The organism is Shinella sp. 1A1, from assembly GCF_055379515.1.
The window spans coordinates 1580546-1605123 of sequence record NZ_AP039671.1 but is presented as its reverse complement, the minus strand read 5'-3'; the positions used below and the strand labels follow the sequence as shown (position 1 = coordinate 1605123).

The 24578-nt window shown below is 66.2% G+C and carries 19 protein-coding genes; 10 read left to right on the top strand and 9 right to left on the bottom strand.

Annotated features, from left to right (window positions below; genetic code table 11):
• Positions 1-5 precede the first annotated feature (5 nt).
• Entirely contained in the window at positions 6-1184 is a 1179-nt protein-coding gene (gene lpxB / locus ACZ48C_RS08100; protein ID WP_464782690.1) for a lipid-A-disaccharide synthase, read from the top strand.
• Between the two features lie 31 nt (positions 1185-1215).
• On the opposite strand, the gene gltA is transcribed toward lpxB, so the two are convergent.
• On the bottom strand, positions 1216-2505 hold the full coding sequence (gltA, locus tag ACZ48C_RS08095) for a citrate synthase (RefSeq protein WP_119256371.1): 1290 nt from the start codon (positions 2503-2505) through the stop codon (positions 1216-1218).
• A gap of 306 nt (positions 2506-2811) precedes the next feature.
• Between gltA and ACZ48C_RS08090 the strand changes: the two genes are divergently transcribed.
• The gene (locus ACZ48C_RS08090) at positions 2812-5283 is read left to right on the top strand and encodes a ComEC/Rec2 family competence protein (RefSeq protein WP_464782689.1); all 2472 of its coding nucleotides are present in this window, start codon (positions 2812-2814) and stop codon (positions 5281-5283) included.
• On the opposite strand, the gene lexA is transcribed toward ACZ48C_RS08090, so the two are convergent.
• The 6 genes from lexA to ACZ48C_RS08060 form a co-directional block, all read right to left on the bottom strand.
• Entirely contained in the window at positions 5264-5989 is a 726-nt protein-coding gene (lexA, locus tag ACZ48C_RS08085; RefSeq protein WP_424547320.1) for a transcriptional repressor LexA, read from the bottom strand. The genes ACZ48C_RS08090 and lexA overlap by 20 nt on opposite strands.
• A 93-nt stretch (positions 5990-6082) precedes the next feature.
• Complete coding sequence (locus ACZ48C_RS08080; protein ID WP_464782688.1) at positions 6083-7306, bottom strand: molybdopterin molybdotransferase MoeA; 1224 nt, start codon at positions 7304-7306, stop codon at positions 6083-6085.
• The gene (moaC, locus tag ACZ48C_RS08075; protein ID WP_413251145.1) at positions 7306-7800 is read right to left on the bottom strand and encodes a cyclic pyranopterin monophosphate synthase MoaC; all 495 of its coding nucleotides are present in this window, start codon (positions 7798-7800) and stop codon (positions 7306-7308) included. The genes ACZ48C_RS08080 and moaC overlap by 1 nt, the downstream gene beginning before the upstream one ends.
• Positions 7800-8615, bottom strand: a complete 816-nt coding sequence (trpC, locus tag ACZ48C_RS08070) for an indole-3-glycerol phosphate synthase TrpC (RefSeq protein ID WP_464782687.1) — start codon at positions 8613-8615, stop codon at positions 7800-7802. The genes moaC and trpC overlap by 1 nt, the downstream gene beginning before the upstream one ends.
• An 8-nt stretch (positions 8616-8623) precedes the next feature.
• Positions 8624-9646, bottom strand: a complete 1023-nt coding sequence (gene trpD / locus ACZ48C_RS08065; protein WP_464782686.1) for an anthranilate phosphoribosyltransferase — start codon at positions 9644-9646, stop codon at positions 8624-8626.
• A 16-nt stretch (positions 9647-9662) separates the two neighbouring features.
• Positions 9663-11552, bottom strand: coding sequence for a peptidylprolyl isomerase (locus ACZ48C_RS08060; RefSeq protein ID WP_464782685.1), 1890 nt, complete (start codon positions 11550-11552; stop codon positions 9663-9665).
• 294 nt (positions 11553-11846) lie between these two features.
• Between ACZ48C_RS08060 and ACZ48C_RS08055 the strand changes: the two genes are divergently transcribed.
• From ACZ48C_RS08055 to ACZ48C_RS08035, 5 genes are all read left to right on the top strand, one after another.
• Positions 11847-13496, top strand: coding sequence for a Na/Pi cotransporter family protein (locus ACZ48C_RS08055; RefSeq protein WP_464782684.1), 1650 nt, complete (start codon positions 11847-11849; stop codon positions 13494-13496).
• 80 nt (positions 13497-13576) lie between these two features.
• Positions 13577-14956: a bifunctional UDP-N-acetylglucosamine diphosphorylase/glucosamine-1-phosphate N-acetyltransferase GlmU gene (gene glmU / locus ACZ48C_RS08050; RefSeq protein ID WP_464782683.1), complete on the top strand. Its 1380-nt coding sequence runs from the start codon at positions 13577-13579 to the stop codon at positions 14954-14956.
• A gap of 127 nt (positions 14957-15083) precedes the next feature.
• Positions 15084-16910 carry a glutamine--fructose-6-phosphate transaminase (isomerizing) gene (glmS, locus tag ACZ48C_RS08045; RefSeq protein ID WP_464782682.1) on the top strand — a complete coding sequence of 609 codons (1827 nt, stop codon included), beginning with the start codon at positions 15084-15086 and terminating at the stop codon, positions 16908-16910.
• Positions 16907-17401: a GNAT family N-acetyltransferase gene (locus ACZ48C_RS08040; protein ID WP_464782681.1), complete on the top strand. Its 495-nt coding sequence runs from the start codon at positions 16907-16909 to the stop codon at positions 17399-17401. Before glmS ends, ACZ48C_RS08040 begins: the two co-directional genes overlap by 4 nt.
• Before the next feature lie 35 nt (positions 17402-17436).
• Entirely contained in the window at positions 17437-18144 is a 708-nt protein-coding gene (locus tag ACZ48C_RS08035) for a DUF502 domain-containing protein (RefSeq protein WP_119256361.1), read from the top strand.
• Positions 18145-18183: 39 nt separating this feature from the next.
• Here the strand turns inward: ACZ48C_RS08035 and ACZ48C_RS08030 are convergent, their stop codons facing one another.
• Entirely contained in the window at positions 18184-18399 is a 216-nt protein-coding gene (locus ACZ48C_RS08030) for a hypothetical protein (protein ID WP_464782680.1), read from the bottom strand.
• Between the two features lie 79 nt (positions 18400-18478).
• Positions 18479-20581 carry an ATP-dependent DNA helicase RecG gene (gene recG / locus ACZ48C_RS08025; protein ID WP_464782679.1) on the bottom strand — a complete coding sequence of 701 codons (2103 nt, stop codon included), beginning with the start codon at positions 20579-20581 and terminating at the stop codon, positions 18479-18481.
• Here recG and ACZ48C_RS08020 point away from each other — a divergent pair.
• Genes ACZ48C_RS08020 through mfd form a run of 3 tightly spaced genes read left to right on the top strand, consistent with a single transcriptional unit; the run spans position 20580 to position 24558 of the window.
• Complete coding sequence (locus ACZ48C_RS08020; protein ID WP_464782678.1) at positions 20580-20744, top strand: hypothetical protein; 165 nt, start codon at positions 20580-20582, stop codon at positions 20742-20744. The two genes, recG and ACZ48C_RS08020, sit on opposite strands and share 2 nt — an antisense overlap.
• Positions 20741-21049, top strand: coding sequence for an FAD assembly factor SdhE (locus ACZ48C_RS08015; protein WP_464782677.1), 309 nt, complete (start codon positions 20741-20743; stop codon positions 21047-21049). Before ACZ48C_RS08020 ends, ACZ48C_RS08015 begins: the two co-directional genes overlap by 4 nt.
• Positions 21046-24558, top strand: coding sequence for a transcription-repair coupling factor (gene mfd, locus ACZ48C_RS08010; RefSeq protein ID WP_464782676.1), 3513 nt, complete (start codon positions 21046-21048; stop codon positions 24556-24558). Before ACZ48C_RS08015 ends, mfd begins: the two co-directional genes overlap by 4 nt.
• The last annotated feature ends 20 nt before the right edge of the window (positions 24559-24578 follow it).

The following is a 24578-nucleotide window of genomic DNA, read 5'->3' as shown; positions in this document are numbered from 1 at the left end:
AGGCAATGACCGCAGAAACGATCAAGGTCGGCATCATCGCCGGGGAAGTCTCCGGAGACCTTCTCGGCGGCGACCTGATCGCGGCGCTGCGCATGGCCCATGACGGCAGGATCGAGCTCGTCGGCGTCGGCGGGGAGGCGCTGGAGCGGCAGGGGCTAAAGTCGCTGTTCGATTTCTCCGAACTCTCCATAATGGGCATTTCGCAGGTGCTGAAGCGCCTGCCGTCGCTGCTGCGCCGCATCCGCCAGACGGCGGACGCGCTTGTCGCAGCCCGGCCGGATCTGCTCGTCATCATCGACAGCCCGGATTTCACCCATCGTGTCGCACGGCGCGTGCGCAAGGCCTTGCCGGATCTTCCGGTGGTCAACTACGTCTGCCCCAGCGTCTGGGCTTGGAAGGAAGAGCGGGCACCGCGCATGCGCGCCTATGTCGACCGCGTGCTGGCGCTGCTGCCTTTCGAGCCGGCGGCGATGGAGCGGCTCGGCGGCCCGGTAACCACCTATGTCGGCCACCGGCTGATCGCCGACGCGGATATCCAGCGGGTGCGCGCGGCGCGCCTTGGGCGGAGTACCGGCGAGGCCGGCGGGAAGACCTGCCTGTTGCTGCCCGGCTCGCGCAGCACGGAGATCAGCCGGCTGCTGCCGGTCTTCGGGCAGATGGCGGCGGAGCTTTCGGCGCGGAACGCCGGCATGCGCTTTCTCCTGCCCACCGTGCCGCGGCAGGAAGCGCTGGTCCGGCGCCTGACGGCGGACTGGCCGAACCCGCCGCAGATCACCATCACCACGGAAGAGAAGTGGCAGGCCTTCGCCGACGCCGATGCGGCGATCGCCGCGTCGGGAACGGTCATCCTGGAGCTCGCGCTCGCCCGCGTGCCGGTCGTCTCCACCTACCGCTTCGACTGGATCGCCAATATCTTCCTGCGCAGGGTGAAGGTCTGGACGGCCGCCATTCCCAACCTCATCGCCGACTATGCCGTCGTGCCGGAATATCTCAACGAGCAGGTGCGCCCCGGCGTCCTGACGCGCTGGTTCGAGCGGCTTTCGGCCGACACGACGGAGCGGCGCGCCATGCTGGAGGGCTACGACCTCGTCCACGCGCGCATGCAGACGGAGCGGCCGCCCGGAGAGACCGGAGCGGCGGTGATCCTCGATCTTCTCGCAACAAAAAAGCCCGGTCGAAACTGACCGGGCTTTTTTTGTCTGGCTTTCGCTGCGATCAGCGCTTGGAGACCGGCACGTAGTCGCGCTTGGGTTCGCCGATATAGAGCTGGCGCGGACGGCCGATGCGCTGTTCCGGGTCCTCGATCATCTCGTTCCACTGGGCGATCCAGCCGACCGTGCGGGCGAGGGCGAAGAGCACCGTGAACATGGTGGTGGGGAAGCCGAGCGCCTTCAGCGTGATGCCGGAATAGAAGTCGATGTTCGGATAGAGCTTCTTCTCGACGAAGTAGTCGTCCGTCAGCGCGATGCGCTCGAGTTCCATCGCGACTTCCAGCATCGGGTCGTCCTTGATGCCGAGCTCGCCGAGAACCTCGTGCGTCGTCTTCTGCATGATGCGGGCGCGCGGGTCGTAGTTCTTGTAGACGCGGTGGCCGAAGCCCATCAGGCGGAACGGGTCGTTCTTGTCCTTGGCCTTGGCGATATATTCCGGGATGCGATCCACGGAGCCGATTTCGGCCAGCATGTTGAGCGCCGCTTCGTTCGCGCCGCCATGGGCCGGGCCCCAGAGGCAGGCGATGCCGGCCGCGATACAGGCGAAGGGATTGGCGCCCGAAGAGCCGGCGAGGCGAACGGTCGAGGTCGAGGCGTTCTGCTCGTGGTCGGCGTGCAGGATGAAGATGCGGTCCATCGCGCGCGAGAGAACCGGGTTCGCGGTGTATTCCTCGCACGGAACGGCAAAGCACATGCGCAGGAAGTTCGACGCATAATCGAGGTCGTTCTTCGGGTAAACGAAGGGCTGGCCGATATGGTACTTGAAGGCCATGGCGGCGATGGTCGGCATCTTGGCGATCATGCGCAGCGAAGCGACCATGCGCTGGTGCGGATCGGTGATGTCGGTCGAGTCGTGGTAGAAGGCCGAGAGCGCGCCGACGACGCCGCACATGACGGCCATCGGGTGGGCATCACGGCGGAAGCCGGTGAAGAACTTCGACATCTGCTCGTGCACCATGGTGTGGTGCGTGACGCGATAGTCGAAATCGTCCTTCTGCGCCTTGGTCGGCAGTTCGCCGTAGAGCAGCAGGTAGCAGACTTCGAGAAAGTCGCCGTGCTCGGCGAGTTGCTCGATCGGGTAGCCGCGGTGCAGCAGCACGCCTTCGTCACCGTCGATATAGGTGATCTTCGATTCGCAGGATGCGGTGGAAGTGAAGCCGGGGTCGTAGGTGAAGGTACCGGTATTCTTGTACAGCGTGCCGATGTCGATCACATCGGGGCCGATCGTACCGGATCGGGTGGGCAACTCAACTGACTTGCCACCGACCGATACATCCGCGCTTGTTCCTGTCATAACGATCCTCCGTTGTTTCCAATGGTGGCACGAGGTCCGTGCCGACCCATGAACATGCTCGTTTTGCTAGCCCATTCCACCGCCTCTGCCAAGCACGACGAAAGGCAAATTGTGCATTGCGGAAACAGGCTTTCCGGCAACGCAATATCTACCCTTTCCATGAAGTTGCAAGCAACTTTTGAGGGTGCTTTTCAGATTATGGAGGGGGCATCCTTTCTGTCTTGCTTAGCATTTGGCAAGCCTACTGCCGATTGAAGATTTCCCTGTTCGATTGCATGATGGGCCAGGGGAAGCGGGGCCGATGCCATGGCCGAGGGGAAAGTCGCGGAACGGAAGGAGACGCCGGAGGCCTACGCCTTTCGCATGGCCATCGACGACGGCGCCTTGCCGGTACCGGTGGCGGAAAGGCCACGCCTTCGTCTGCGGCTTGCTTCCTTCTTCCGGAAGATGCACCGGTTTCTGGTGGAACTGGGCGGCGAGCGGGCCGTCACGGAAGCCTTCGCCACCGAGCGGGCCTATGGGCACTTCTTCCTCTTCGTTCCCGTCTTTCTCGGGATAGGGGCGGCGCTCTGGTATGTGGCCGCCGCCGATCCGCCGCTGCATGCCATGGTCCTTTCGGCCTGCGTCACGATCTGGCCCGCCTGGCGACTGCGGCATCGGGAGGATTGGGCGGCGCTCGCCGCCGCGGCCGCCTTCCTCATCCCCGCAGGCATGCTCTTCGCGGCCATCGAAAGCGCCCGGCTCGACACCGTCATGCTGGATGCGCCGGTGACGACGGACGTCGTCGGCCGGGTGCTGTCGCGCGAGAGCGACGAGCGCGGCGCGATCCGCTATCGCATCGCGGTCGAAGCCACCCGCGATCCGGCGTTGAAGCGCGCGCCCGGCGTCGTGACCATGCTGGCGCGGATGAAGCATGCACCGGTCCCGATCGGCAGCGGCATCGAGGGGCGGGGGCGCATCAGCCCTCCGTCGGGGCCGGCGCTTGTTGGCCTCAACGATTTCGCCTTCGATGCCTATTTCGCCGGCAACGGCGCCGTCGGCTATTTCTATCGCGCGCCGGTCGCCGTGGCGGGCGGCGAGGCCGGATGGGACGTCAGGATCCTGCAGGAGATCGCGATCTGGCGGGACAACCTGACCGAGCACATTCGGGGCCGCATCGGCGGCGACGCGGGGGCGATCGCCGCGGCGCTGGTGACGGCCGAGCAGCGGGCGATCAGCCCGGATACGGTGGAGGCGCTGCGGCAGGCCGGGCTTGCCCATGTGCTCGCCATTTCCGGCCTCAACATGGTGCTCGCGGCTGGCACCTTCCTCGTCGGCGCGCGCATGGCGATGGCGCTCGTTCCGGGCTTTGCCGAGCGCTATCCGGCAAAGAAGATCGCCGCCGTCGGGGCGCTTGTCATGGTGACGCTCTATATCCTCGTCTCCGGCGGCGCCATCTCGGCGGTTCGCTCGTGGATCATGATCTGCGTGATGCTCATCGCCGTGCTTTTCGGCCGCTCGGCGATCAGCCTGCGCAATGTGGCGATCTCGGCGATCCTCATCCTGGCGGTGACGCCCTCGGCCGTCACCAATCCGGGTTTCCAGATGTCCTATGCGGCAACGCTCGGCCTCGTCGCGGGCTATGCGTCCTGGCGCGAGCGACCGGTCCGGCGTGAGAGCCGGGGAAGGCCGTTCCAGCTCTTCGGCGGTTCGGTCGGGCGTTTCCTCGGCGGGCTGCTTCTCTCCTCGATGATCGGCAGCCTTTCCACGCTGATCTATTCCATCGGTCATTTCCATCGCATTCCCGCCTACGGGCTGGCCGGAAACCTGCTCGCCATGCCGGTGATCAGCGCCATCGTCATGCCGTTCGGCATGATGGCGGTGCTGCTCATGCCCTTCGGGCTCGACGCCATTCCCTTCGCCATCATGGGCAAGGGCATCGACTGGATGATCGCGCTGTCGAAATGGGTGGCCGGCTGGGAAGGGGAGATCGTCATCGGCCGCATCCCGCCGCTCGCCTTCCTGCTGATCGGTGTCGGCGGCGGCCTGCTCTGCATCCTGCGCACGCGGCTGCGCCATGCCGGAACGGCGCTCGTCCTCATCGGGATCGGCGTCGCCTGCTGGCCGGAGGGACGCCAGCACCCGGAGGTGCTGGTATCGGAGGACGGCCGTCTCGTCGCCTTCCTCAGTGACGGCAAGGTGGCGGCGAACCGCACGCGCCCGCCGGGCTTCATCTACGACCAGTGGCGAAGGGCACTCCGGCTCGGCGAGCTCGTGAAGCCGGACATGCGGACGACGGCCGGCCTGACGATCGAACAGGTGAAAGAAGAACCGGCCGATACGTCACCACAAAAGCGCCCGCGCCGGAAGGCCGACCGCGGGAAGGCGGAAGCCGCCCTGATCGCGGCGCTGGAGACAGCCGAACGGAAAAACGGCTTCGTCTGCGAAAGGAAGGCTTTCTGCGCCGCCGTCTCACCGAGCGGCTGGCGGATCGTCACGCTGGAGGACACCGCTTTCCTGGGCCTTGCCTGCGACGGGGCCGACCTCGTCGTCGTGCCCTTCGCCCTCCGGCTCGATGCCTGTCGCTCCGGCGCAAGGCTCGTCACCGCGCGGCACCTGAGAAGGACCGGTGCCCTCGAAATCAGGCCGGCGACGGATTCCGTCTCCCAGGCGCTCGGCGATGCGGAGTTCACGGGAGCCGTCGAAACGCTCGACCGCCCCTGGTCCCGGCACCGCACCTACGACTGGCGCACCGACCGTTTCGAAACGGACACGCCGCTCAGTGATAGCGGCGAATAAGGCCGACCAGCTTGCCCTGGACCTTGACGCGGTCGGGGCCGAAGATGCGGGTCTCGTAGGCGGGATTGGCGGCTTCGAGCGCGATGGAGGCGCCCTTGCGGCGGAAGCGCTTCAACGTCGCCTCCTCGTCGTCGACCAGCGCCACGATGATCTCGCCCGGATTGGCGCTGGTGGTGCTGCGGATGATGACCGTGTCGCCGTCGAGGATGCCTGCCTCGATCATCGAATCGCCCTTCACCTCCAGCGCATAGTGATCGCCGCTGCCGATCATCTCGGCCGGGACGGTGACGTCATGCGTGTTGTTCTGGATGGCGGAGATCGGCACGCCGGCGGCGATGCGGCCCATGACGGGCACCGAGACGGAAGAGGCCATATCGGCTTGCGGCGCGGTGCGCTGTGGCGGGGCGGCGGCCGGCGCGGGCTGCTTGCCGCGGCTGCCCTCGATGACGGCGGGGGAAAAGCCGCGCCGGGGCTGGAGGCTCGGCGAATAGGCTTCCGGCAGCTTGATGACCTCGAGCGCGCGCGCCCGGTTCGGCAGGCGGCGGATGAAGCCGCGCTCCTCAAGCGCCGTGATGAGACGGTGGATGCCGGACTTGGAAGCAAGGTCCAGCGCATCCTTCATCTCGTCGAAGGACGGCGGAATGCCCGATTCCTTCATACGCTCATGGATGAACAGCAGGAGTTCCTGTTGTTTGCGCGTCAGCATGGCATCCCCATCGAGAATCGTGAAACAAATCCAGAACAGACACTATCTGTTCCATATGTGTTCCGCAAGGGGCCGCTGAAACAATAATGCCGCTCAGGCGGCAGGCTCGCGCAGGAGAAGGACGTCGCAGGGGGTGCCGGCGTCCGCGGCGGGCGCGTGCGGCGCACGGATCAGCAGCCCCTCGGATTCGGCGAAGATCTTCATCATCGAGGAATCCTGCTTGTCGAAGGGCGTGACGAGGAGTTCGCCGGCCGGGCCGCGGGCGATGCGGGCGCGGACATAGTCCTGCCGGTGGTCGTTCTCGCGGAGCGGCACGGCGGCGATCGCCTTGTGCAGGCGGCTCTTCGGCGGCAGGTGGGCGAGGCGGCGGACCAGCGGCTCCAGGAAGAGCAGCGAGCAGACCATGCTGGAGACGGGATTGCCGGGCAGTCCGACGAACTGGACCGGGCCGAGCCGGCCGACCATCAGCGGCTTTCCGGGCCGCATGGCGATGCGCCAGAAGTCGAGCTCCATGCCGGCCTCGCCGAGCACCGGCTGGACGAGGTCGAAATCGCCGACGGAGGCACCGCCCAGCGTCACCAGCACGTCGATGTCGAGCGACAGGGCATTGCGCACCGCTTCGAGGATAGCCTGCTTGTCGTCGCCAACGATGCCGAGATCGATGATCTCCGCGCCGGCCTCGCGGGCGATGGCCGAGACGCCATAGGTGTTGGAGGCGATGATCTGGCTTGCGCCGGGGGATGCGCCGGGCGGCACGAGCTCGTCGCCGGTCGCCAGGACCGCGATGCGCGGGCGGGCATAGACGGCGAGCGTTGCATGGTTCATCGCGGCGGCGACGGTCAGGCGGCCGGGATCGAGCACGCCGCCGGCGCGCAGCACGATATCGCCCTCGAAGAAATCCTGGCCCCGCGGACGGATGTGGCGGCCCTTCGGCGTGAGGAAGGTGGTGCGGATACGGCCGTCTTCCAGCCGTTCCGCGTCTTCCTGCAGGAGAACCGTGTCGGCGAAGGCGGGCAAGGGCGCGCCGGTGAAGATGCGCACGGCCTCGCCCGGACCTGCCGTCCCCTCGAAGGCATGGCCGGCGGCGGAGGTGCCGACGACCTTGAGGACGGAACCGAGTTCCGCGATGTCCTCATGGCGGACGGCATAGCCGTCCATGGCGGAATTGTCGAAGGGTGGTTGGGTGAGGCGGGCGGCGACATCCTCGGCGAGCACACGGCCCGCAGCCTCGTGCAGGCGCACCGTCTTCGTCCGTTGCACGGGCCTTGCCGCGGAAAGCAGGCGGTCGAGGGCATCGGAAACGGGCAGGAGGGACATCAGGCGTCTCCGCGTTTGTAATCGCCCGAGCGCCCGCCGGATTTTTCGCGCAGGCGCACGCCGCCGATCTCCATCTCCCGGTCGGCGGCCTTGGCCATGTCGTAGATGGTGAGGCAGGCGACGCTGACGGCCGTCAGCGCCTCCATCTCGACACCCGTGCGGCCGGTAAGCTTCGCCATGGCCTCGACGCGCAGGCCCGGCAGCGTGCGGTCCTCGCGAATGTCCACGGCGACCTTTGTCAGCATCAGCGGGTGGCAGAGGGGAATGAGGTTCGACGTCTGCTTGGCGGCCATGATGCCGGCAAGGCGCGCCGTGCCGATAACGTCGCCCTTCTTCGCGTCACCCTTGAGGATGAGGTCGAGGGTGGCCGGCGCCATGCGCACGAAGCCTTCGGCGACGGCGACGCGCACCGTCTCGGCCTTGTCGCCGACATCCACCATGTTGGCCTCGCCGGAGGCGTCGATATGGGTGAGCGTCCGGCCGTCCCCGGCCATCATTCGGCCGCCAGCATGCCGGCCTTGCCGGTCAGCAACTCGCGGGTGGCGGCGGTCACGTCGTCCTTGCGCATCAGGCTTTCGCCGACGAGGAAGGTGGAGATGCCGACCTTGCCGAGGCGTTCGCAATCGGCATGGGTGAATATGCCGCTTTCGCCGACGAGCAGCCGGTCGTCCGGCACCATGCCGGCGAGTTTCTCCGAAACGGCGAGATCCACCTCGAAGGTGCGCAGGTTCCGGTTGTTGACGCCGACGAGCTTGGACTTCAGCTTCAGCGCGCGCTCCATCTCCGCTTCGTCATGCACCTCGATCAGGACGTCCATGCCGAGCGAGAAGGCGGCGTCCTCCAGCATCTTCGCGGCATCGTCGCTGAGCGAGGCCATGATGATGAGGATGCAGTCCGCGCCCCAGGCGCGCGCTTCCAGCACCTGGTAGCTGTCGAACATGAAATCCTTGCGCAGCGCCGGCAGGGCGCAGGCCTGGCGGGCGGCCGTCAGGAATTCCGGGGCGCCCTCAAAGCTTGGCGTGTCGGTGAGCACGGAGAGACAGGCCGCGCCGCCCGCCTCGTATGCCCTGGCGAGCGCCGGCGGATCGAAATCCGGCCGGATGAGGCCCTTGGAGGGGCTTGCCTTCTTGATCTCGGCGATGAGGCCGAAGCGGCCTTCCGCCTTCCGGTCCCTGAGGCTGGCGAAGAAGCCGCGCGGCGGCTCCTGGTCGCGGATGCGGGCGCGAAGCTCGGCGGGGGCGACGCGCGCCTTGGCGGCGGCGATCTCTTCCAGCTTGTAGGCTTCGATCTTCTTGAGGATGTCGGTCATGGCCAATCCTACTCCGCCTGTCCCTCGTTGGAAACCGCGACGAGGCGTTCCAGTGCGGCGCTGGCGCGGCCGCTTTCCAGCGATTGCGTGGCGAGCTTCATGCCCTCCGCCAGCGTCTCCGCCTTGCCGGCAATGACCAGCGAAGCGGCGGCATTGGCGAGCGAGATGTCCCGGTAGGGCATGTGCGCGCCGCCGAGCACCGAGAGGAGGGCGGCGGCATTGTGCATGCCGTCCCCGCCGCGAAGGTCGTCGAGCTTGACCTGCGAAAGGCCGAAATCGGCGGGCGTCAGCTCGAAGGTGCGGATCCTGCCGTTTTCGAGGGCGGCAACCTGCGTGGTGCCGGTCGTGGTGATCTCGTCGAGGCCTTCGCCATGCACGACCCAGATGCTTTCCGAGCCGAGATCGCGCATCACCTCGGCGATCGGCACCAGCCATTGCGGCGAGAAGACGCCGAGGAGCTGGCGCTTGACGCCACCCGGATTGGAGAGCGGGCCGAGCAGGTTGAAGATGGTGCGCGTGCCGAGCTCGACGCGCGAGGGACCGACATGCTTCATCGCCGAATGATGCAGCTGGGCGAACATGAAGCCGAGGCCGGCATCGTGCACGCAACGGGCGATCTCGGCCGGGCCGATATCAAGCTTCACGCCGAGGCAGGAGAGGGCGTCCGCGGTACCCGACTTGGAGCTGAGCGCCCGGTTTCCGTGCTTGGCGACGGGAACGCCGGCACCCGCGACGATGATCGCCGCGAGCGTCGAGATATTGTAGGTACCCGCGCCGTCGCCGCCCGTGCCGACGATGTCGATGGCGTCGGCCGGCACGTCGACCGGCAGCATGCGGGCGCGCATGGAGCCGACGGCGCCGTAGATCTCGTCCACGGTCTCGCCGCGCACGCGCAGTGCCATCAGGAAGCCGCCGATCTGCGAGGGCGTGGCTGCGCCCGACATTATGATCTCGAAGGCGCCGCGCGCCTCCTCGCGATCGAGCGTGGCGCCAGTGGCGACCTTGGCGATATAGGGTTTCAGATCGGACATGCGGTGCCTTTCTGCCTTATCGCGCGATGCTCTGCTCGGCGAGCGTGCGGTTGATGGAGACGCCGTAGGCCGATTGCAGCGAGCTGACCATCTGGTCGAGGATGTCGTCGCCGCTGGTGCGGGCGACGGCGACGATCTGCTGCTCGTCGTTCGATAGCGCGTCGGTCGCGGCGTCGGCGTTCACCTCGGTGACCTTCAGCAGGATCTGGCCCTCGCCATCGACGCCGGGCGCGGCGGCGACCTGGCCGAGCGGACCTGCAAAGGCGGCAGCGACTGCCGCCGGGCTCAGCACCGGATCCTGCGCGCCGCGATGAAGGCCTACCTTGTTTTCGACGACCATGCCGAGCTCGGCGGCGATGGCGGCAAGATCGCCGCCCTTGCGCACGCGCTCGGCCAGTTCCTCGGCCTTTTTGGCGAGAGTCTGGCGCTGCTGCTCGGCCGTCCAGTCGGCGACGACGCGCTCGCGCACCTCGTCGAGCGTGCGGTCGCGTTCCGGGATCACGTCGAGCACCTCGAACCAGGCATAGCCTTCGCGGCCGACATTGATCGGCTGGGTCTCCATGCCGACATCCGTCTTGAAGACCTCGCCGAGCAGGGAGGATTCTTCCGGCAGTCCGGCGATCTCGTCGCCCTTCTGGTCGTTGCCTTGGGCGTCGGCGGCCTCGACGGTCACGGCCTTCAGGTTGTTCTTGGCCGCGGCTTCCTCGAGGGTGAGGCCGTCCGCGCGGCTGTCCTCGAGACGATCATGAACGGTGAGGATGCCGTCGGCGGCTTCCGAAAGGGCAAGCTCGCTGCGCAGTTCTTCCTTGACGTCATCGAAGGTCTTCATCGTTTCCGGGCGGATATTGGTCACGCGCAGGATGATGGGGCCGAAGGTGCCGTCGATCACCGGCGTCGTGCCGCCGTTCTCGGCCACGGCGAAGGCGGGGTCCGCCAGCTTCTGGTCCGGCATGTTCGCCTTGGTGAAATCGCCGAGCAGGACGTCGGCGGCGGTCTTGCCTTCCTCCGCGACGAGCGCGTCGAAGGTCGTGCCGGAGGCGAGCTTGACGGCGGCGGCATCGGCGCCGGCGCGATCCTTGAAGGTCAGCTGCTCGACGGTGCGCGTGGCGGGCGTGCGGTATTTCTCCTTGACGCGCTCGTATTCGGCCTTCAGCGCGTCATCGGTGATGGTGGAGGCATCCGCGATGTCCTTCGGCTCCAGCGAGACATAGACGAACTTGCGGTATTCCGGCGCGCGGTACTTCGCCTTGTTCTGCTCGAACCAGGGGGCGAGCACGTCGTCGCCGGGTGCCTTCACGGGATCGATATTGGCGTTGCTGAGCAGCAGGTAGTCGATGGTGCGCGCTTCGTTGCGGTACTGGCGCAGCGCATTGGTCAGCACGTCGGGTGCCTTGTAGCCGTCGGAGACGGCTTCCACGACCTGGGTGCGGATGGCGACCTGGCTGCGGTTGCTGATATAGTCGTTCTCGCGCAGGCCCGCATTGCGCAGGATGGCGGAGAAGGCCGTGCGGTCGAACTGGCCGTTGACGCCGCGGAAGGCCGGGTCGTCGGCGATCAGGCGGGCGAGGCGGCCTTCGGACAGGCCGAGATTCATGTCGCGCGAAAGCTGGTCGAGCGAGGCGCCGGCGACGAGTTCGGCGAAGACCTGATTCTCGACGCCGAAGGCGCGGGCCTGCTCGGCATTCAGCCGCATGCCGAAGCGCTGCGACATGGTGGCGACCTGGCGCTCGTAGGCGAGGCGGAAGTCGGTGGGCGAGACTTTGACGTCGCCGACGGTGACGACGGCGTTCGAACCGCCGGTGACGATCGTGTTCGAAACACCCCAGACAGCGAACGAACCGACCAGAACGATCATCAGGGCTTTTGCCACCCAGGTCTGGGCGGCGTGTCTCAGGGCGTCGAGCATCGTCTAAACTTCCTCATAGCGGCGGCCATGCGGCCGGAGATCGTCTCTTAACGGAAAGTTTGCGGGAATTGAAGTCCGCGGAACATGCGGAATGATGGGGTGAATGCCGGGCAAAATGCGCGATGCCGCAAATCGGTCAGGCATCGCCGATTTTGTTTGCCGGCAAATCAAAAATTTCTGAAATTATTGGCATATTCCGGCTGAATTCCCCTGTCATAATTTGAGAATTCGTGGTCGGATACAGGATCGCTGCAGTGAGTCAGCGCGCTGGCCCTTGCAGGAAGGAGTGCAGACGTGGAATCCACGATCGTCATGATCAACCTTTTCGGCGCGGTCGCGCTGCTGCTTTTCGGCCTCGCGCTGGTCAAGGACGGCATGACGCGGGCCTTCGGCGTCAAGTTGCGATCCGGGCTGGCGCTCGGCACGCGCGGGCCGTTCCGCTCCTTCTTCGCCGGTTTCGTCGCCACCGTCGCGCTGCAGAGCTCGACGGCGACGGCGCTGATGATCGCCTCCTTCGTGGAAAAGAACCTCGTGCGGGCCCGCATGGCGCAGATCGTGCTGCTCGGCGCCAATATCGGCACCGCCGTCACCGCCTGGCTGGTGGCGACCGGCATCGAATCGATCTCGCCGCTGATCATCCTCGTCGGTGTCGTGTTCTACAAATCGTCCGGCTCCTCGGCGCGGCAGGGGCTCGGCTCGGCCCTCGTCGGCATCGGCCTGATGCTGCTTTCGCTGCATCTCCTCAGCCTCGCGACGGAACCGATGCGCCAGTCGCCGGCGCTCGCCGCCTTCCTGACGCTGCTGGGCGATGCATGGCCCGCCGCGCTCGCCTTCTCCACCGTGCTCGCCATCATCTCCTCCTCCAGCCTCGCGGTGGTCGTGCTCATCCTGTCGCTGGCGGCGATGGGCATCCTGTCGCCGGCGCTGACGGTGATCCTCGTGCTCGGCGCCAATCTCGGCGGGGCCGTGCCGCCGGTCATCGCGACGCTCAAGGCGGCCGCCTCCGCCCGGCGCGTGACGCTCGGCAACCTCCTCGTGCGCGGCATCGGCTGTCTGGTCGTACTGCCCTTCGCCGGGCAGGTCGCGGGTCTCCTGGCGGCGCTGCCGCTTCCGGCGACCAAGCTGCCGGTCGATGTGCACCTTGCCTTCAACATCGTTGTCGCGCTGGTGTTCTGGCCGCTCTCCAGCCCGCTGTCGCGCCTCATGGAAAAGCTGGTGCCGGAGGAGAAGCCGGAAGATACCGGACCGAAATACCTCGACGATTCGGCGCTCTCGACCCCGGTCGTCGCGCTGTCCGGCGCGACGCGCGAGGTGCTGCGCGTCGGCGACCTCATCGAGGCCATGCTCATCCGCACCATGCGCGCCTTCAACGAGAACAACCTTGCGCCGCTGAAGGACGTCGGCGAGCTTGAGCACCAGGTCGATGCCCTGCAGCAGGAGGTGAAGATCTATCTTTCGCGGCTCGGCCGGCAGGGTGTCAGCGGCGAGAGCGCGGCGCGCTCGATCATCATCATCGACTATGCCATCAATCTCGAGCATGTCGGCGACATCATCGAGAAGGGATTGCAGGAGCAGGTGCGCAAGAAGATCGTCAACGGGCTGAAATTCTCCGAGGACGGCTACAAGGAGCTCGCCAACCTCTTCAACCTGACCATCGAGAACCTGCGCATCGCCCAGACGATCTTCGTCACGCGCGACACGGGCCTTGCCCGCCAGTTGATGGAAGTGAAGGTCGATGTGCGGCGCATGGAGAAGCAGTCGTCCGAGCGCCACCTCGAACGGCTGCGCGACGGCCGGCTCGACAGCCTCCAGACGAGCTCGCTGCATCTCGACATGCTGCGCGACTTGAAGCGCGTCAACGCGCATCTCGTCTCCGTCGCCTATCCGATCCTCGACGAGAGCGGCCAGCTCACGGAAAGCCGCCTGCGCAGCAACGCGAACTGAAGTGCGGAGGAATCCCTTTGTCTCCCGCTGTACCTTTTTGCTAAGGAACGGCGTCGAATACGGGTGAACGAGGGATTCCCATGACCGCAGACCGGACGAAGCGCAACTGCCTGGCCGTCATCCTGGCCGCCGGCGAAAGCACGCGGATGAAGTCCGCGCAGTCCAAGGTGCTGCATCCGGTCGCCGGCCGGCCGATGATCGCGCATGTCGTTGATGCACTGGCAAAGGCCGGCATTGGCGATATCGCGCTGGTGCTCGGGCGCGATGCGGAAAAGGTCGAGATCGCCGCCCGGAACGAGGCGGTCAGCAGCTCCGTCCATATCCAGACCGAACGGCTCGGCACCGCCCATGCCGTGCTCGCGGCGCGCGAGGCGATCGCCAGGGGCTACGACGATGTGCTCGTCGTCTTCGGCGACACGCCGCTCATCACCGAGGCACCGCTGGTCGCCGCGCGGGACGGGCTTGCCAATGGCGCGGATGTCGTCGTGATCGGCTTCGAGACGGCCGATCCGACCGGGTACGGTCGCCTGATCGTCGGGAACGGCGAGCTTCTGGCCATCCGCGAGCACAAGGACGCGAGCGAGGCCGAACGCGCGATCACCTATTGCAACGGCGGCCTGATGGCCATCGACGGGCGCAAGGCGCTCGACCTGATCGGCCGCATCGGCAACAGCAATGCCAAGGGCGAATACTATCTCACCGATATCGTCGAGGTGGTGCGTGCGGCCGGCGGCCGGGCAATCGCCGTGGAAGCGCCCGAGGAAGAGCTGACCGGCTGCAACACGCGCGCCGAGTTGGCGGTGATCGAACGCCTCTGGCAGCAGCGCCGCCGCCACGAGATGATGCTCGACGGCGTGTCGATGATCGCGCCGGAAACGGTGTTCCTCGCCTATGACACGAAGATCGGCCGCGACGTGACCATCGAGCCGAACGTGGTCTTCGGGCCGGGCGTGAGCGTCGAAAGCGGCGCTCTCATCCATTCCTTCTCGCATATCGAGGGCGCGCATGTCGCGGCCGGGGCCGAGGTCGGCCCCTATGCGCGCCTGCGGCCGGGCGCCAATCTCGGCGAGGGCGCGAAGGTCGGCAATTTCTGCGAGGTGAAGAAGGCGGAGATCGGGGCGGGCGCCAAGGTCAACCATCTCACCTATATCGGCGATGCCTTCATCGGCGCGCGCACGAATATCGGCGCCGGCACCATCACCTGCAATTACGACGGCATCAACAAGCATGTGACGCGCATCGGCACGGATGCCTTCATCGGTTCCAATTCGTCGCTCGTCGCCCCGGTTTCCATCGGCAACGGGGCCTATGTCGCCTCCGGCAGCGTGGTCACCGCGGACGTGCCGGACGATGCCGTGGCCTTCGGCCGGGCGCGGCAGGAAAACAAGGAGGGCAGGGCCGTCCTCATCCGCGAGCGCAACAAGGCGCTCAAGGACGCGAAAAAGAAGGCGGCGACGTAATTCGCCGATTGGGCGCGCCCACGTTAACGATTGCAATCGAAAGTGAGCGCGGCCGTGTTGCGCCGCAGGAAAAAAACTCTACGAAAAGAACGCAATGAAATGCGTCGGATAGAGATTGGAGCGCGCAATGTGCGGAATTGTCGGTATCGTCGGAAACCAGCCTGTCGCCGGTCGGCTTGTCGATGCCCTGAAGCGCCTCGAATATCGGGGCTATGATTCCGCCGGCGTCGCCACCGTCGTCGACGGCAGGCTTGCCCGCCGCCGCGCTGAGGGCAAGCTGTTCAACCTCGAAAAACGCCTTTCGGAAGAGCCGCTGGCCGGTACCATCGGCATCGCTCACACCCGCTGGGCGACGCATGGCGCACCGACGGAAGGCAATGCCCATCCGCATTTCGTCGATGGCGTCGCCGTCGTGCACAATGGCATCATCGAGAATTTCTCCGAGATCAAGGACGAGCTGATCGCCGGCGGCGCGACCTTCACCACGCAGACGGACACCGAAGTCGTCGCACAGCTTGTCGCGAAGTTCCGCCGCGAGGGGCTCGGTCGCCGCGAGGCGATGCATGCCATGCTGCGGCGCGTTACCGGGGCTTACGCCCTTGCCGTGATCTTCGAGGACGACCCTTCGACCATCATGGCCGCGCGCAGCGGCCCGCCGCTCGCCATCGGCCATGGCCGGGGCGAGATGTTCCTCGGCTCCGACGCCATCGCGCTCGCGCCCTTCACCAGCGAGATCAGCTATCTTGTCGACGGCGACTGGGCGGTGATCGGCCGCGACGGCGCCTTCATCTTCGATATGGACGGCAACCGTGTGGAGCGGCCGAAGCAGGTTTCCTCGGCCGCCGCTTATCTCATCGACAAGGGCAACCATCGGCACTTCATGGAAAAGGAAATCCATGAGCAGCCGGAGGCGATTTCCCATGCGCTCAGCCACTATGTCGATTTCCTCGCGCATACGGTGCGCCCGGTCGCCGGCGGCATCGACTTCGCGAAGGTGCCGAGCCTTGCCATTTCGGCCTGCGGCACGGCCTATCTCGCCGGCCTCGTCGGCAAGTACTGGTTCGAGCGCTATGCCCGCCTGCCGGTCGAGATCGACGTCGCCTCCGAGTTCCGCTACCGCGAGATCCCGCTGAACCCGGCCTCCGCCGCGCTGTTCATCTCGCAGTCCGGCGAGACGGCCGATACGCTCGCCTCGCTGCGCTACTGCAAGGAGAACGGCCTGAAGATCGGTGCAGTGGTCAATGCGAAGGAATCGACCATCGCCCGCGAATCGGATGCCGTCTTCCCGATCCTTGCCGGTCCCGAGATCGGCGTCGCCTCCACCAAGGCCTTCACCTGCCAGCTCGCCGTCCTCGCGGCACTCGCCATCGGCGCGGGCCGGGCGCGCGGCACGATCAGTGAAGCCGAGGAGAAGGAGCTGGTGCGCCACCTTGCCGAGATGCCGCGCATCATGGCGAGCGTGCTCAACACCATCCAGCCCGCCATCGAGCAGCTTTCGCGCGACCTCTCCAAGTGCAAGGACGTGCTCTATCTCGGCCGCGGCACCAGCTATCCGCTCGCCATGGAAGGTGCGCTGAAGCTCAAGGAAATCTCCTATATCCACGCCGAGGGCTATGCCGCCGGCGAGCTGAAGCATGGCCCCATCGCACTGATCGACGAGAACATGCCGGTCATCGTCATCGCCCCGCACGACCGCTTCTTCGAGAAGACCGTCTCGAACATGCAGGAAGTGGCGGCTCGCGGCGGCCGGATCGTCTTCATCACCGACGAGAAGGGTGCGGCCGCCTCCAAGCTGCCGACCATGGCGACGATCGTGCTGCCAGACGTCAACGAGATCATCTCGCCGATGATCTACTCGCTGCCGATCCAGCTTCTCGCCTACCACACCGCCGTCTTCATGGGCACGGACGTCGACCAGCCGCGCAATCTCGCCAAGTCGGTCACGGTCGAATGATCCTCCGGCCGGAGCGTGACGGCGATATCGATGCCATCCGCGCGCTGACGGAAAGGGCCTTCAGGACCGCGCCCCATGCCGACGGCACGGAGCAACTGATCATAGACCGCCTGCGCGCGGCCGGCGCCCTGACGCTTTCGTTGGTGGCGGAGGAGGGCGGGGCCGTCGTCGGCCATGTCGCGTTCTCCCCGGTTTCGGTGTCCGACGGCAGTGGGGGCTGGTACGGGCTCGGGCCGATATCGGTCGATCCCTCCCGGCAGGGCGGGGGGATCGGCAGCAGGCTGGTGCGTGAGGGGCTCGCGCGTCTGGAAGCGCTCGGTGCGGCGGGCTGCGTGCTGCTCGGCGATCCCGCCTATTACGGCCGTTTCGGCTTCGAACCGGATCCGAGGCTGACGCTCCACGGGGTGCCGCCGGAGTATTTCATGCGTGTGGCGTTTTCCCCGGTTTACGGCGAGGGAACCGTTTCCTATCATCCGGGTTTCTACGGCTGAGCGCCCTCCCACGCCCGCCTTACGCTGGACATCAGATGACCGACCTCGTTCCGAGACAGTCGCTCGCCATGCGGCTGCGCAACAATTTCCTGACCGGCCTCGTCATCTGCGCGCCGATCGCCATCACCATCTGGCTGACCTGGACCTTCATCCGCTGGGCCGATAGCTGGGTGAAGCCCTATATTCCGGCGCGCTACAACCCGGAAAGCTACCTGCAATTCGCCATTCCCGGCTTCGGCCTGCTGATCGCGCTGGTGCTGATCACGCTCATCGGCTTCCTCGGCAAGAACCTGATCGGCCGCACCATCGTCGAGTTCGGCGATTCGCTCTTCAACCGCACGCCACTGGTGCGTACGGTGCACAAAAGTTTGAAGCAGATCTTCGAGACGGTGCTGAAGGACAAAGGTAATTCCTTCAACAAGGCGGCGATGATCGAATATCCGAGCGCCGGCCTCTGGTCCGTCGTCTTCGTGGCGACGGATGCGCGCGGCGAGATCGCGACGAAGTTCAAGTCCATGGGCAAGGACATGGTCGCCTGCTTCCTGCCGCCGACGCCGTTCCCGACCGCCGGCTTCCTCGTCTACGTTCCGCGGGAAAAGCTCGTGCCGCTCGACATGAGCGCCGAGGATGCCGCCAAGCTGATCATCTCGGTCGGGCTCGTCACGCCGCCGGAAAAGACGCTGCAGCTCCTCGAAAGCGAGGAACAGCGCAAGGCCAAGGCGAAAGCCCGCAAGAAGGGATAAGGGCGAGCCGCCCCGAAAGGCGAGACGGCTCGAAACGCATTATTCCTCGACGACAGGCTTCTTCTGGTCGTTCGGAAGGATCAGGTCCGCGTCTGCCGGAAGGCGGGACTGCTTTTCCGTCGTGGTGACGCTTGCGGTCGTGATCGTCTTGTCGACCTTGGCTTCCGCCGAGACCTTGTTGTGCCAGGCGCAATCCGCAAGGGCCGCGGATGCCGAAAGGCCAAGCATGACTGCGACTGCGAGAACTGTCTTCATGGCATTTCTCCTCTTTCGCTGATGCAAAGGAGAGTATGCCTTCACGCGCGCTCTCGGCGAAATCACGTTTGCGTGGGCGTCAGCCGGCGCGCAGGAACCGGATCGCCTCGTCGCGGCGGTAGAGATAGAGCAGGGTGCGGATCGCTTCGCCGCGCTCGCTCGTCAGGTCCGGGTCGCGTTCGAGAAGATAGGCGGCGTCCTTGCGGGCGATCTCCAGAAGATCGCCATGCGCCTCGAGGCTGGCGACGAGGAAGCCCGGCGTGCCGGACTGCCTTGTGCCGAGAAGCTCGCCTTCGCCGCGCAGCTTCAGATCCTCCTCCGCGATGCGGAAACCGTCCTCCGTCTCGCGCAGGATCGAAAGCCGCGCCCGGCCGTTCTCGCTGAGCGGTCCCTTGTAGAGCAGGATGCAGCTCGACGCTTCTTCGCCGCGTCCGACACGACCGCGCAACTGATGGAGCTGGGCAAGGCCAAAGCGCTCGGCGTGCTCGATCACCATGATGGAGGCATCCGGCACGTCGACGCCGACTTCCACGACGGTCGTCGCGACCAGCAGCCGTGTCTCACCGCTTTTGAAGGCGAGCATAGCGGCATCCTTCTCCGGCCCGCTCATGCGGCCGTGCACGAGACCTGCGGCGGGGCCGAAGATGCTTGTAAGCGTCGCATGCCGCTCCTCGACGGACATTAGCTCGCTTTCTTCGGTTTCCTCCACCAGCGGGCAGATCCAGTAGGCCTTCTTGCCCTCGGCAAGCGCGGCGCGCAGGCGGTCGACGATATCGCCCACACGCTCCTGCGGCACGACGACGGTCTGGATCGGCTTGCGGCCGGCGGGCTTTTCCGTGAGCTTGGAGACGTCCATGTCGCCGAAGGCAGCAAGGACGAGGGTGCGCGGAATGGGCGTCGCGGTCATGACGAGCATGTGGGGTGAAATGCCCTTGGCCGTCAGCCGCAGGCGCTGGTGCACGCCGAAACGGTGCTGCTCGTCCACTACGGCGAGCACGAGATCCTTGTAGGCGACATTATCCTGGAAGAGCGCATGGGTACCGATGACGATCTGCGTCTCGCCGGAGGCGATGCGTTCGAGGATGGCGTCGCGCTCGCGGCCCTTGGTGCGGCCGGTGAGAACGTCGATGGTGACGCCGGCCGGAGCGGCCATGCGGGCGAGCGTCGCAAAATGCTGGCGGGCGAGGATTTCCGTCGGAGCCATCAGCACGGCCTGTCCGCCGGATTCGACGGCGGCCAGCATCGCCATCAGCGCCACCGCCGTCTTGCCCGCGCCGACATCGCCCTGGAGCAGGCGCAGCATGCGCTGCTCGCCGGCCATGTCCTTCAGCACTTCGGCAATGGCCGTCTGCTGGCTGTTGGTCAGCGAAAAGGGCAGGGCGTCGATGACTGGGCGGCTCAGTGCGCCCGTGGCGTTCACCGGCCGGCCGGCAACCTTGCGCAGGCGCTGGCGCACGAGGGCGAGCGAGATCTGGCCCGCGAGGAACTCGTCATAGGCAAGGCGTCGACGGGCGGGGGCCTGCGGGTCGAGGTCTGTTTCGTCGCGCGGATCGTGCATACGATGGAAGGCGTCGAAGGCCGAGGAGAAACCCTGCCGCTGCATCAGCGTGGCGTCGATCCATTCCGGCAGGTGCGGCACGCGGGCAAGCGCCGCTTCCACCGACTTGCGCAGCACGCGCGATGTGAGACCCGCCGTGAGACCGTGCACCGGCTCGACCAGCGGCACGCTGTCGGCTTCGCCGAGCCGCGCCATGTAGTCGGGATGCACCATGGAAGGACGGCCGTTGAACCAGTCGACCTTGCCGCTCACCACCACCGTCTCGTCGATGGGCAGCGCCTTTTCCAGCCAGTTGCCCTTGACCCGGAAGAAGGTCAGCGCCAGTTCCCCCGTCTCGTCGTGCAGGAACACGCGGTACGGCTGGTTGGACCGGCCCGGCGGCGGCTGGTGGCGGTCGACGCGGCCAGTGATGGTGACGATGACGCCGGGCGGCGCGTTCGCAATGCCCGGCTGGTTGCGCCGGTCGACGATCGAATGCGGAAAATGGAAGACGAGATCGACGACCCGGCAATCCTCGACGCTCTCCTGCCCGAAGAGGCGCGCGTAGAGGTCTCCCAGCTTCGGGCCGATGCCGGGAAGCGAGGAGAGGGGAGCGAAGAGCGGATCGAGCAGGGCAGGTCTCATGGCCGGCAAAATCGCCGGAGATCATGCCTTTGGCAAGGCTGACAAGCGGCTTTTGCCGGTTTATAGAAACGCCGACAAAGCAATTCCAGGAAAAGTGCAGGCGGTTTTCCGTTCGGAATTGCGAATAGCAACATTGCGGGTTGGAATGCGAGGACGATCATGACGGGAACGACACGCTCGAGCGCCGAGATCGACCCGCGCCGCAAGCGCATCCTCTTTCGCTGCTGGCACCGGGGCATCCGCGAGATGGACCTGGTGCTCGGCGCCTTCGCCGATGCCGAGATCGCCACGCTCTCAGAAGCCGAGCTGGACGAGCTGGAACGCATCATGGCCGAGGAAGACAACGACCTCGTGAAATGGGTGACCGGCGAGAAGCCCGTGCCGGACGAATTCCGGCGCGGCCTCTTCCCGCGCATCGCCGCCTACCGCCCCCATTTTTCGCCGCTCTTCAAAGACGACCGCGCATGATCCCCGGATTTTCTCCCGAACGCATTGCCGGCGCCGGCCGGCCGATGACCATCGGCGCCGTGCCCTCCGGCGTGGAACCGCTGATCCTCGCCGATCTCGCCCGCAAGACCGGCCCGGTCGCCTATGTGCTGTCGGACGGCCAGCGCATTTCCGATCTGGAACAGATGCTCGGCTTCGTCGCGCCCGACATTCCGGTTCTGACACTGCCCGGCTGGGACTGTTTGCCCTATGACCGCGTTTCGCCGAGCGCCGAAGTCTCCGCGCGCCGGCTTTCGGCGCTCTCGGCGCTGATCGCCCATCAGAAGAAGCCGCATGCGGCCATCGTGCTCGTCACCGTCAACGCCATGCTGCAGAAGACGGCGCCGCGGCCGACCATCGAAAGCCTCGCCTTCTCGGCAAAGCCCGGCAACCAGATCCGCATGGACGATATCGCCGCGCGGCTGGAGCGCAATGGCTTCGAGCGCGTGGCGACCGTGCGCGAGGTCGGCGAATTCGCCGTGCGCGGCGGCATTCTCGACGTCTTCGTGCCCGGCAGCATGGAGCCGCTGCGCCTCGATTTCTTCGGCGACACGCTGGAATCGATCCGCTCCTTCGACCCGGCCAGCCAGCGCACGACCGGACAGGCCCGCTCCCTCGACCTCAACCCGATGAGCGAGGTGACGCTGACGCCGGAGACGATCTCGCATTTCCGCAAGCAGTATCTCTCGTCCTTCGGCGCGGCGACGCGCGACGACGCGCTCTATCAGGCCGTTTCCGAAGGCCGGCGCTATGCCGGCATGGAGCACTGGCTGCCGCTGTTCTACGGCGAGCTGGAAACCGCCTTCGATTACCTGCAAGGCTTCCGTATCGTCACGGACCATACGGTACGTGAGGCGGCCGTCGAGCGCTCCCGTCTCGTGCGCGACTATTACGACGCGCGCCTCGCCTCCGCGACGCCCGGCAAGGGGCAGGTGGCGCAGGCGACGCCCTACAAGCCCGTACCGCCGGGCCTTCTCTATCTCGACGCCGAGCGCTTCGCCCGCGAACTCGACGAACGAGACGCCATCCGCCTCTCGCCCTTCAACGAGCATGAGGGCGAAGCACGTCATGTCGAGACCATCGCGGCGCGGCCCGGCGCGCGCTGGGCGCGGCCGGCCGGCAGCGAGGATGCCGACGGCGCGCGCGTCAACGTCTTCGACCAGGCGGTCAAACACATCGCAGACAAGCGGGCCTCCGGTGCGAAAGTGCTGGTAACGGGCTGGTCGGAAGGCTCGCTCGACCGCCTCCTGCAGGTGCTTGCCGAACACGGTCTCGGCAATGTCGTACCGGTCGAGAAATTCAGCGATATCCGCAAGCTGAAGCCGGGCGAGGCGGGTTCTGCCGTGCTCAGCCTCGAAAGCGGATTCGAGGCGGGCGATATCGTCGTCATCGGCGAGCAGGACATCCTCGGCGACCGCATGGTGCGCCGCGCCAAGCGCCGTAAGCGCGGCGCGGATTTCATCACCGAGGTCGCCGGTCTCGACGAAGGCTCCATCGTCGTCCACGCCGAGCACGGCATCGGCCGCTTCGTCGGCCTGCGCACCATCGAGGCCGCCGGCGCGCCGCATGCCTGTCTCGAACTCGTCTATGCGGACGACGCGAAACTCTTCCTGCCCGTAGAGAACATCGACCTCCTCTCGCGCTATGGCGGCGAGGGCACCGACGCGCTACTCGACAAGCTGGGCGGCGTCGCCTGGCAGGCACGCAAGGCCAAGCTCAAGAAGCGCCTGCTCGACATGGCGAGCGGCCTCATCCAGATCGCCGCCGCGCGCCTCGTGCGCCATGCGCCGGTACTAGCCGCGCCGGATGGCGTCTACGACGAATTCGCCGCCCGCTTCCCCTATGACGAGACGGACGACCAGGCGAACGCCATCGACGCCGTGCGCGAAGATCTCGGCGCGGGCCGGCCGATGGACCGGCTCGTCTGCGGCGACGTCGGCTTCGGCAAGACGGAGGTGGCGCTGCGCGCCGCCTTCATCGCGGCGATGAACGGCGTTCAGGTCGCCGTCGTCGTGCCGACGACGCTGCTCGCCCGGCAGCATTTCAAGACCTTCTCCGAGCGCTTCCGTGGCCTGCCGATCCGCGTGCAGCAGGCCTCCCGCCTCGTCGGCTCGAAGGAGCTGGCGCTGACGAAGAAGGAACTGACCGAGGGCAAGACGGATATCGTCGTCGGCACCCACGCGTTGCTCGGCTCGTCGATCAAGTTCGCCAATCTCGGCCTCCTCATCATCGACGAGGAGCAGCATTTCGGCGTGAAGCACAAGGAGCGGCTGAAGGAGCTGAAGAGCGACGTGCACGTGCTGACGCTCTCGGCGACGCCCATCCCGCGTACCCTCCAGCTCGCCATGACAGGCGTGCGCGAACTTTCGCTCATTACCACCCCGCCGGTCGACCGCATGGCGGTGCGCACCTTCATCTCGCCCTTCGACCCGCTCGTCATCCGCGAAACGCTGATGCGCGAGCATTATCGCGGCGGCCAGAGTTTCTATGTCTGCCCGCGCCTCAGCGACCTCTCGGAAATCCACGATTTCCTGCGCCAGGACGTGCCGGAATTGAAGGTCGCCGTCGCGCACGGCCAGATGCCGGCGACCGAACTCGAAGACATCATGAACGCCTTCTACGAGGGGCGCTACGACGTGCTGCTCTCGACCACCATCGTCGAATCGGGCCTCGACGTGCCGACGGCGAACACGATGATCATTCATCGCGCCGACATGTTCGGCCTCGCCCAGCTCTACCAGCTCCGTGGCCGCGTCGGCCGGTCGAAGGTCCGCGCCTTCGCGCTGTTGACCCTGCCGGTCAACCGCACGCTGACGGGCACCGCCGAACGCCGCCTCAAGGTGCTGCAGTCGCTCGACACGCTCGGCGCCGGCTTCCAGCTCGCCAGCCACGACCTCGACATCCGCGGAGCGGGCAACCTGCTTGGCGAGGAACAGTCCGGCCATATCAAGGAAGTCGGCTTCGAACTCTACCAGCAGATGCTCGAAGAGGCCGTTGCCGAAATCAAGGGCGACGAGGAAGTCGCCGACAGCGGCTGGTCGCCGCAGATTTCCGTCGGCACGCCGGTCATGATCCCGGACGACTATGTGCCGGACTTGCACCTGCGCCTCGGCCTCTACCGCCGCCTCGGCGAGATCACCGAGCTTGGCGACATTGACGCCTTCGGCGCGGAACTGATCGACCGCTTCGGCCCGCTGCCCATTGAGGTCCAGCATCTCCTGAAGATCGTCTATATCAAGTCGCTTTGCCGCGTGGCCAATGTCGAGAAGCTCGATGCCGGCCCGAAGGGCGTCGTCGTGCAGTTCCGCAACAAGGAATTCCCGAACCCGACGGCACTGGTCGGCTACATCGCCAGGCAGGGCGCACTGGTCAAGATCAGGCCGGACCAGAGCCTCTTCCTCGCCCGCGACTACCCGACGCCGGAAAGGCGCCTGACGGGCGCGGCGCAAGTGATGACGCAGCTTGCGGGGCTGGCAAAACAGGGCAACTGACCGAAGAATCGGGGCCGAGA

What these genes read in the sequence shown, in the direction of transcription:
- mfd (WP_464782676.1), top strand. Translation starts at nt 21,046, where the DNA reads ATGATCCCCGGATTTTCTCCCGAACGCATTGCCGGCGCCGGCCGGCCG.
- glmS (WP_464782682.1), top strand. Translation starts at nt 15,084, where the DNA reads ATGTGCGGAATTGTCGGTATCGTCGGAAACCAGCCTGTCGCCGGTCGG.
- moaC (WP_413251145.1), bottom strand. Translation starts at nt 7,800, where the DNA reads ATGGCCGGGGACGGCCGGACGCTCACCCATATCGACGCCTCCGGCGAG.
- gltA (WP_119256371.1), bottom strand. Translation starts at nt 2,505, where the DNA reads ATGACAGGAACAAGCGCGGATGTATCGGTCGGTGGCAAGTCAGTTGAG.
- ACZ48C_RS08080 (WP_464782688.1), bottom strand. Translation starts at nt 7,306, where the DNA reads ATGTCCCTCCTGCCCGTTTCCGATGCCCTCGACCGCCTGCTTTCCGCG.
- ACZ48C_RS08040 (WP_464782681.1), top strand. Translation starts at nt 16,907, where the DNA reads ATGATCCTCCGGCCGGAGCGTGACGGCGATATCGATGCCATCCGCGCG.
- ACZ48C_RS08035 (WP_119256361.1), top strand. Translation starts at nt 17,437, where the DNA reads ATGACCGACCTCGTTCCGAGACAGTCGCTCGCCATGCGGCTGCGCAAC.
- ACZ48C_RS08090 (WP_464782689.1), top strand. Translation starts at nt 2,812, where the DNA reads ATGGCCGAGGGGAAAGTCGCGGAACGGAAGGAGACGCCGGAGGCCTAC.
- ACZ48C_RS08030 (WP_464782680.1), bottom strand. Translation starts at nt 18,399, where the DNA reads ATGAAGACAGTTCTCGCAGTCGCAGTCATGCTTGGCCTTTCGGCATCC.
- glmU (WP_464782683.1), top strand. Translation starts at nt 13,577, where the DNA reads ATGACCGCAGACCGGACGAAGCGCAACTGCCTGGCCGTCATCCTGGCC.
- recG (WP_464782679.1), bottom strand. Translation starts at nt 20,581, where the DNA reads ATGAGACCTGCCCTGCTCGATCCGCTCTTCGCTCCCCTCTCCTCGCTT.
- trpC (WP_464782687.1), bottom strand. Translation starts at nt 8,615, where the DNA reads ATGACCGACATCCTCAAGAAGATCGAAGCCTACAAGCTGGAAGAGATC.
- ACZ48C_RS08015 (WP_464782677.1), top strand. Translation starts at nt 20,741, where the DNA reads ATGACGGGAACGACACGCTCGAGCGCCGAGATCGACCCGCGCCGCAAG.
- lpxB (WP_464782690.1), top strand. Translation starts at nt 6, where the DNA reads ATGACCGCAGAAACGATCAAGGTCGGCATCATCGCCGGGGAAGTCTCC.
- trpD (WP_464782686.1), bottom strand. Translation starts at nt 9,646, where the DNA reads ATGTCCGATCTGAAACCCTATATCGCCAAGGTCGCCACTGGCGCCACG.
- lexA (WP_424547320.1), bottom strand. Translation starts at nt 5,989, where the DNA reads ATGCTGACGCGCAAACAACAGGAACTCCTGCTGTTCATCCATGAGCGT.
- ACZ48C_RS08060 (WP_464782685.1), bottom strand. Translation starts at nt 11,552, where the DNA reads ATGCTCGACGCCCTGAGACACGCCGCCCAGACCTGGGTGGCAAAAGCC.
- ACZ48C_RS08020 (WP_464782678.1), top strand. Translation starts at nt 20,580, where the DNA reads ATGGCCGGCAAAATCGCCGGAGATCATGCCTTTGGCAAGGCTGACAAG.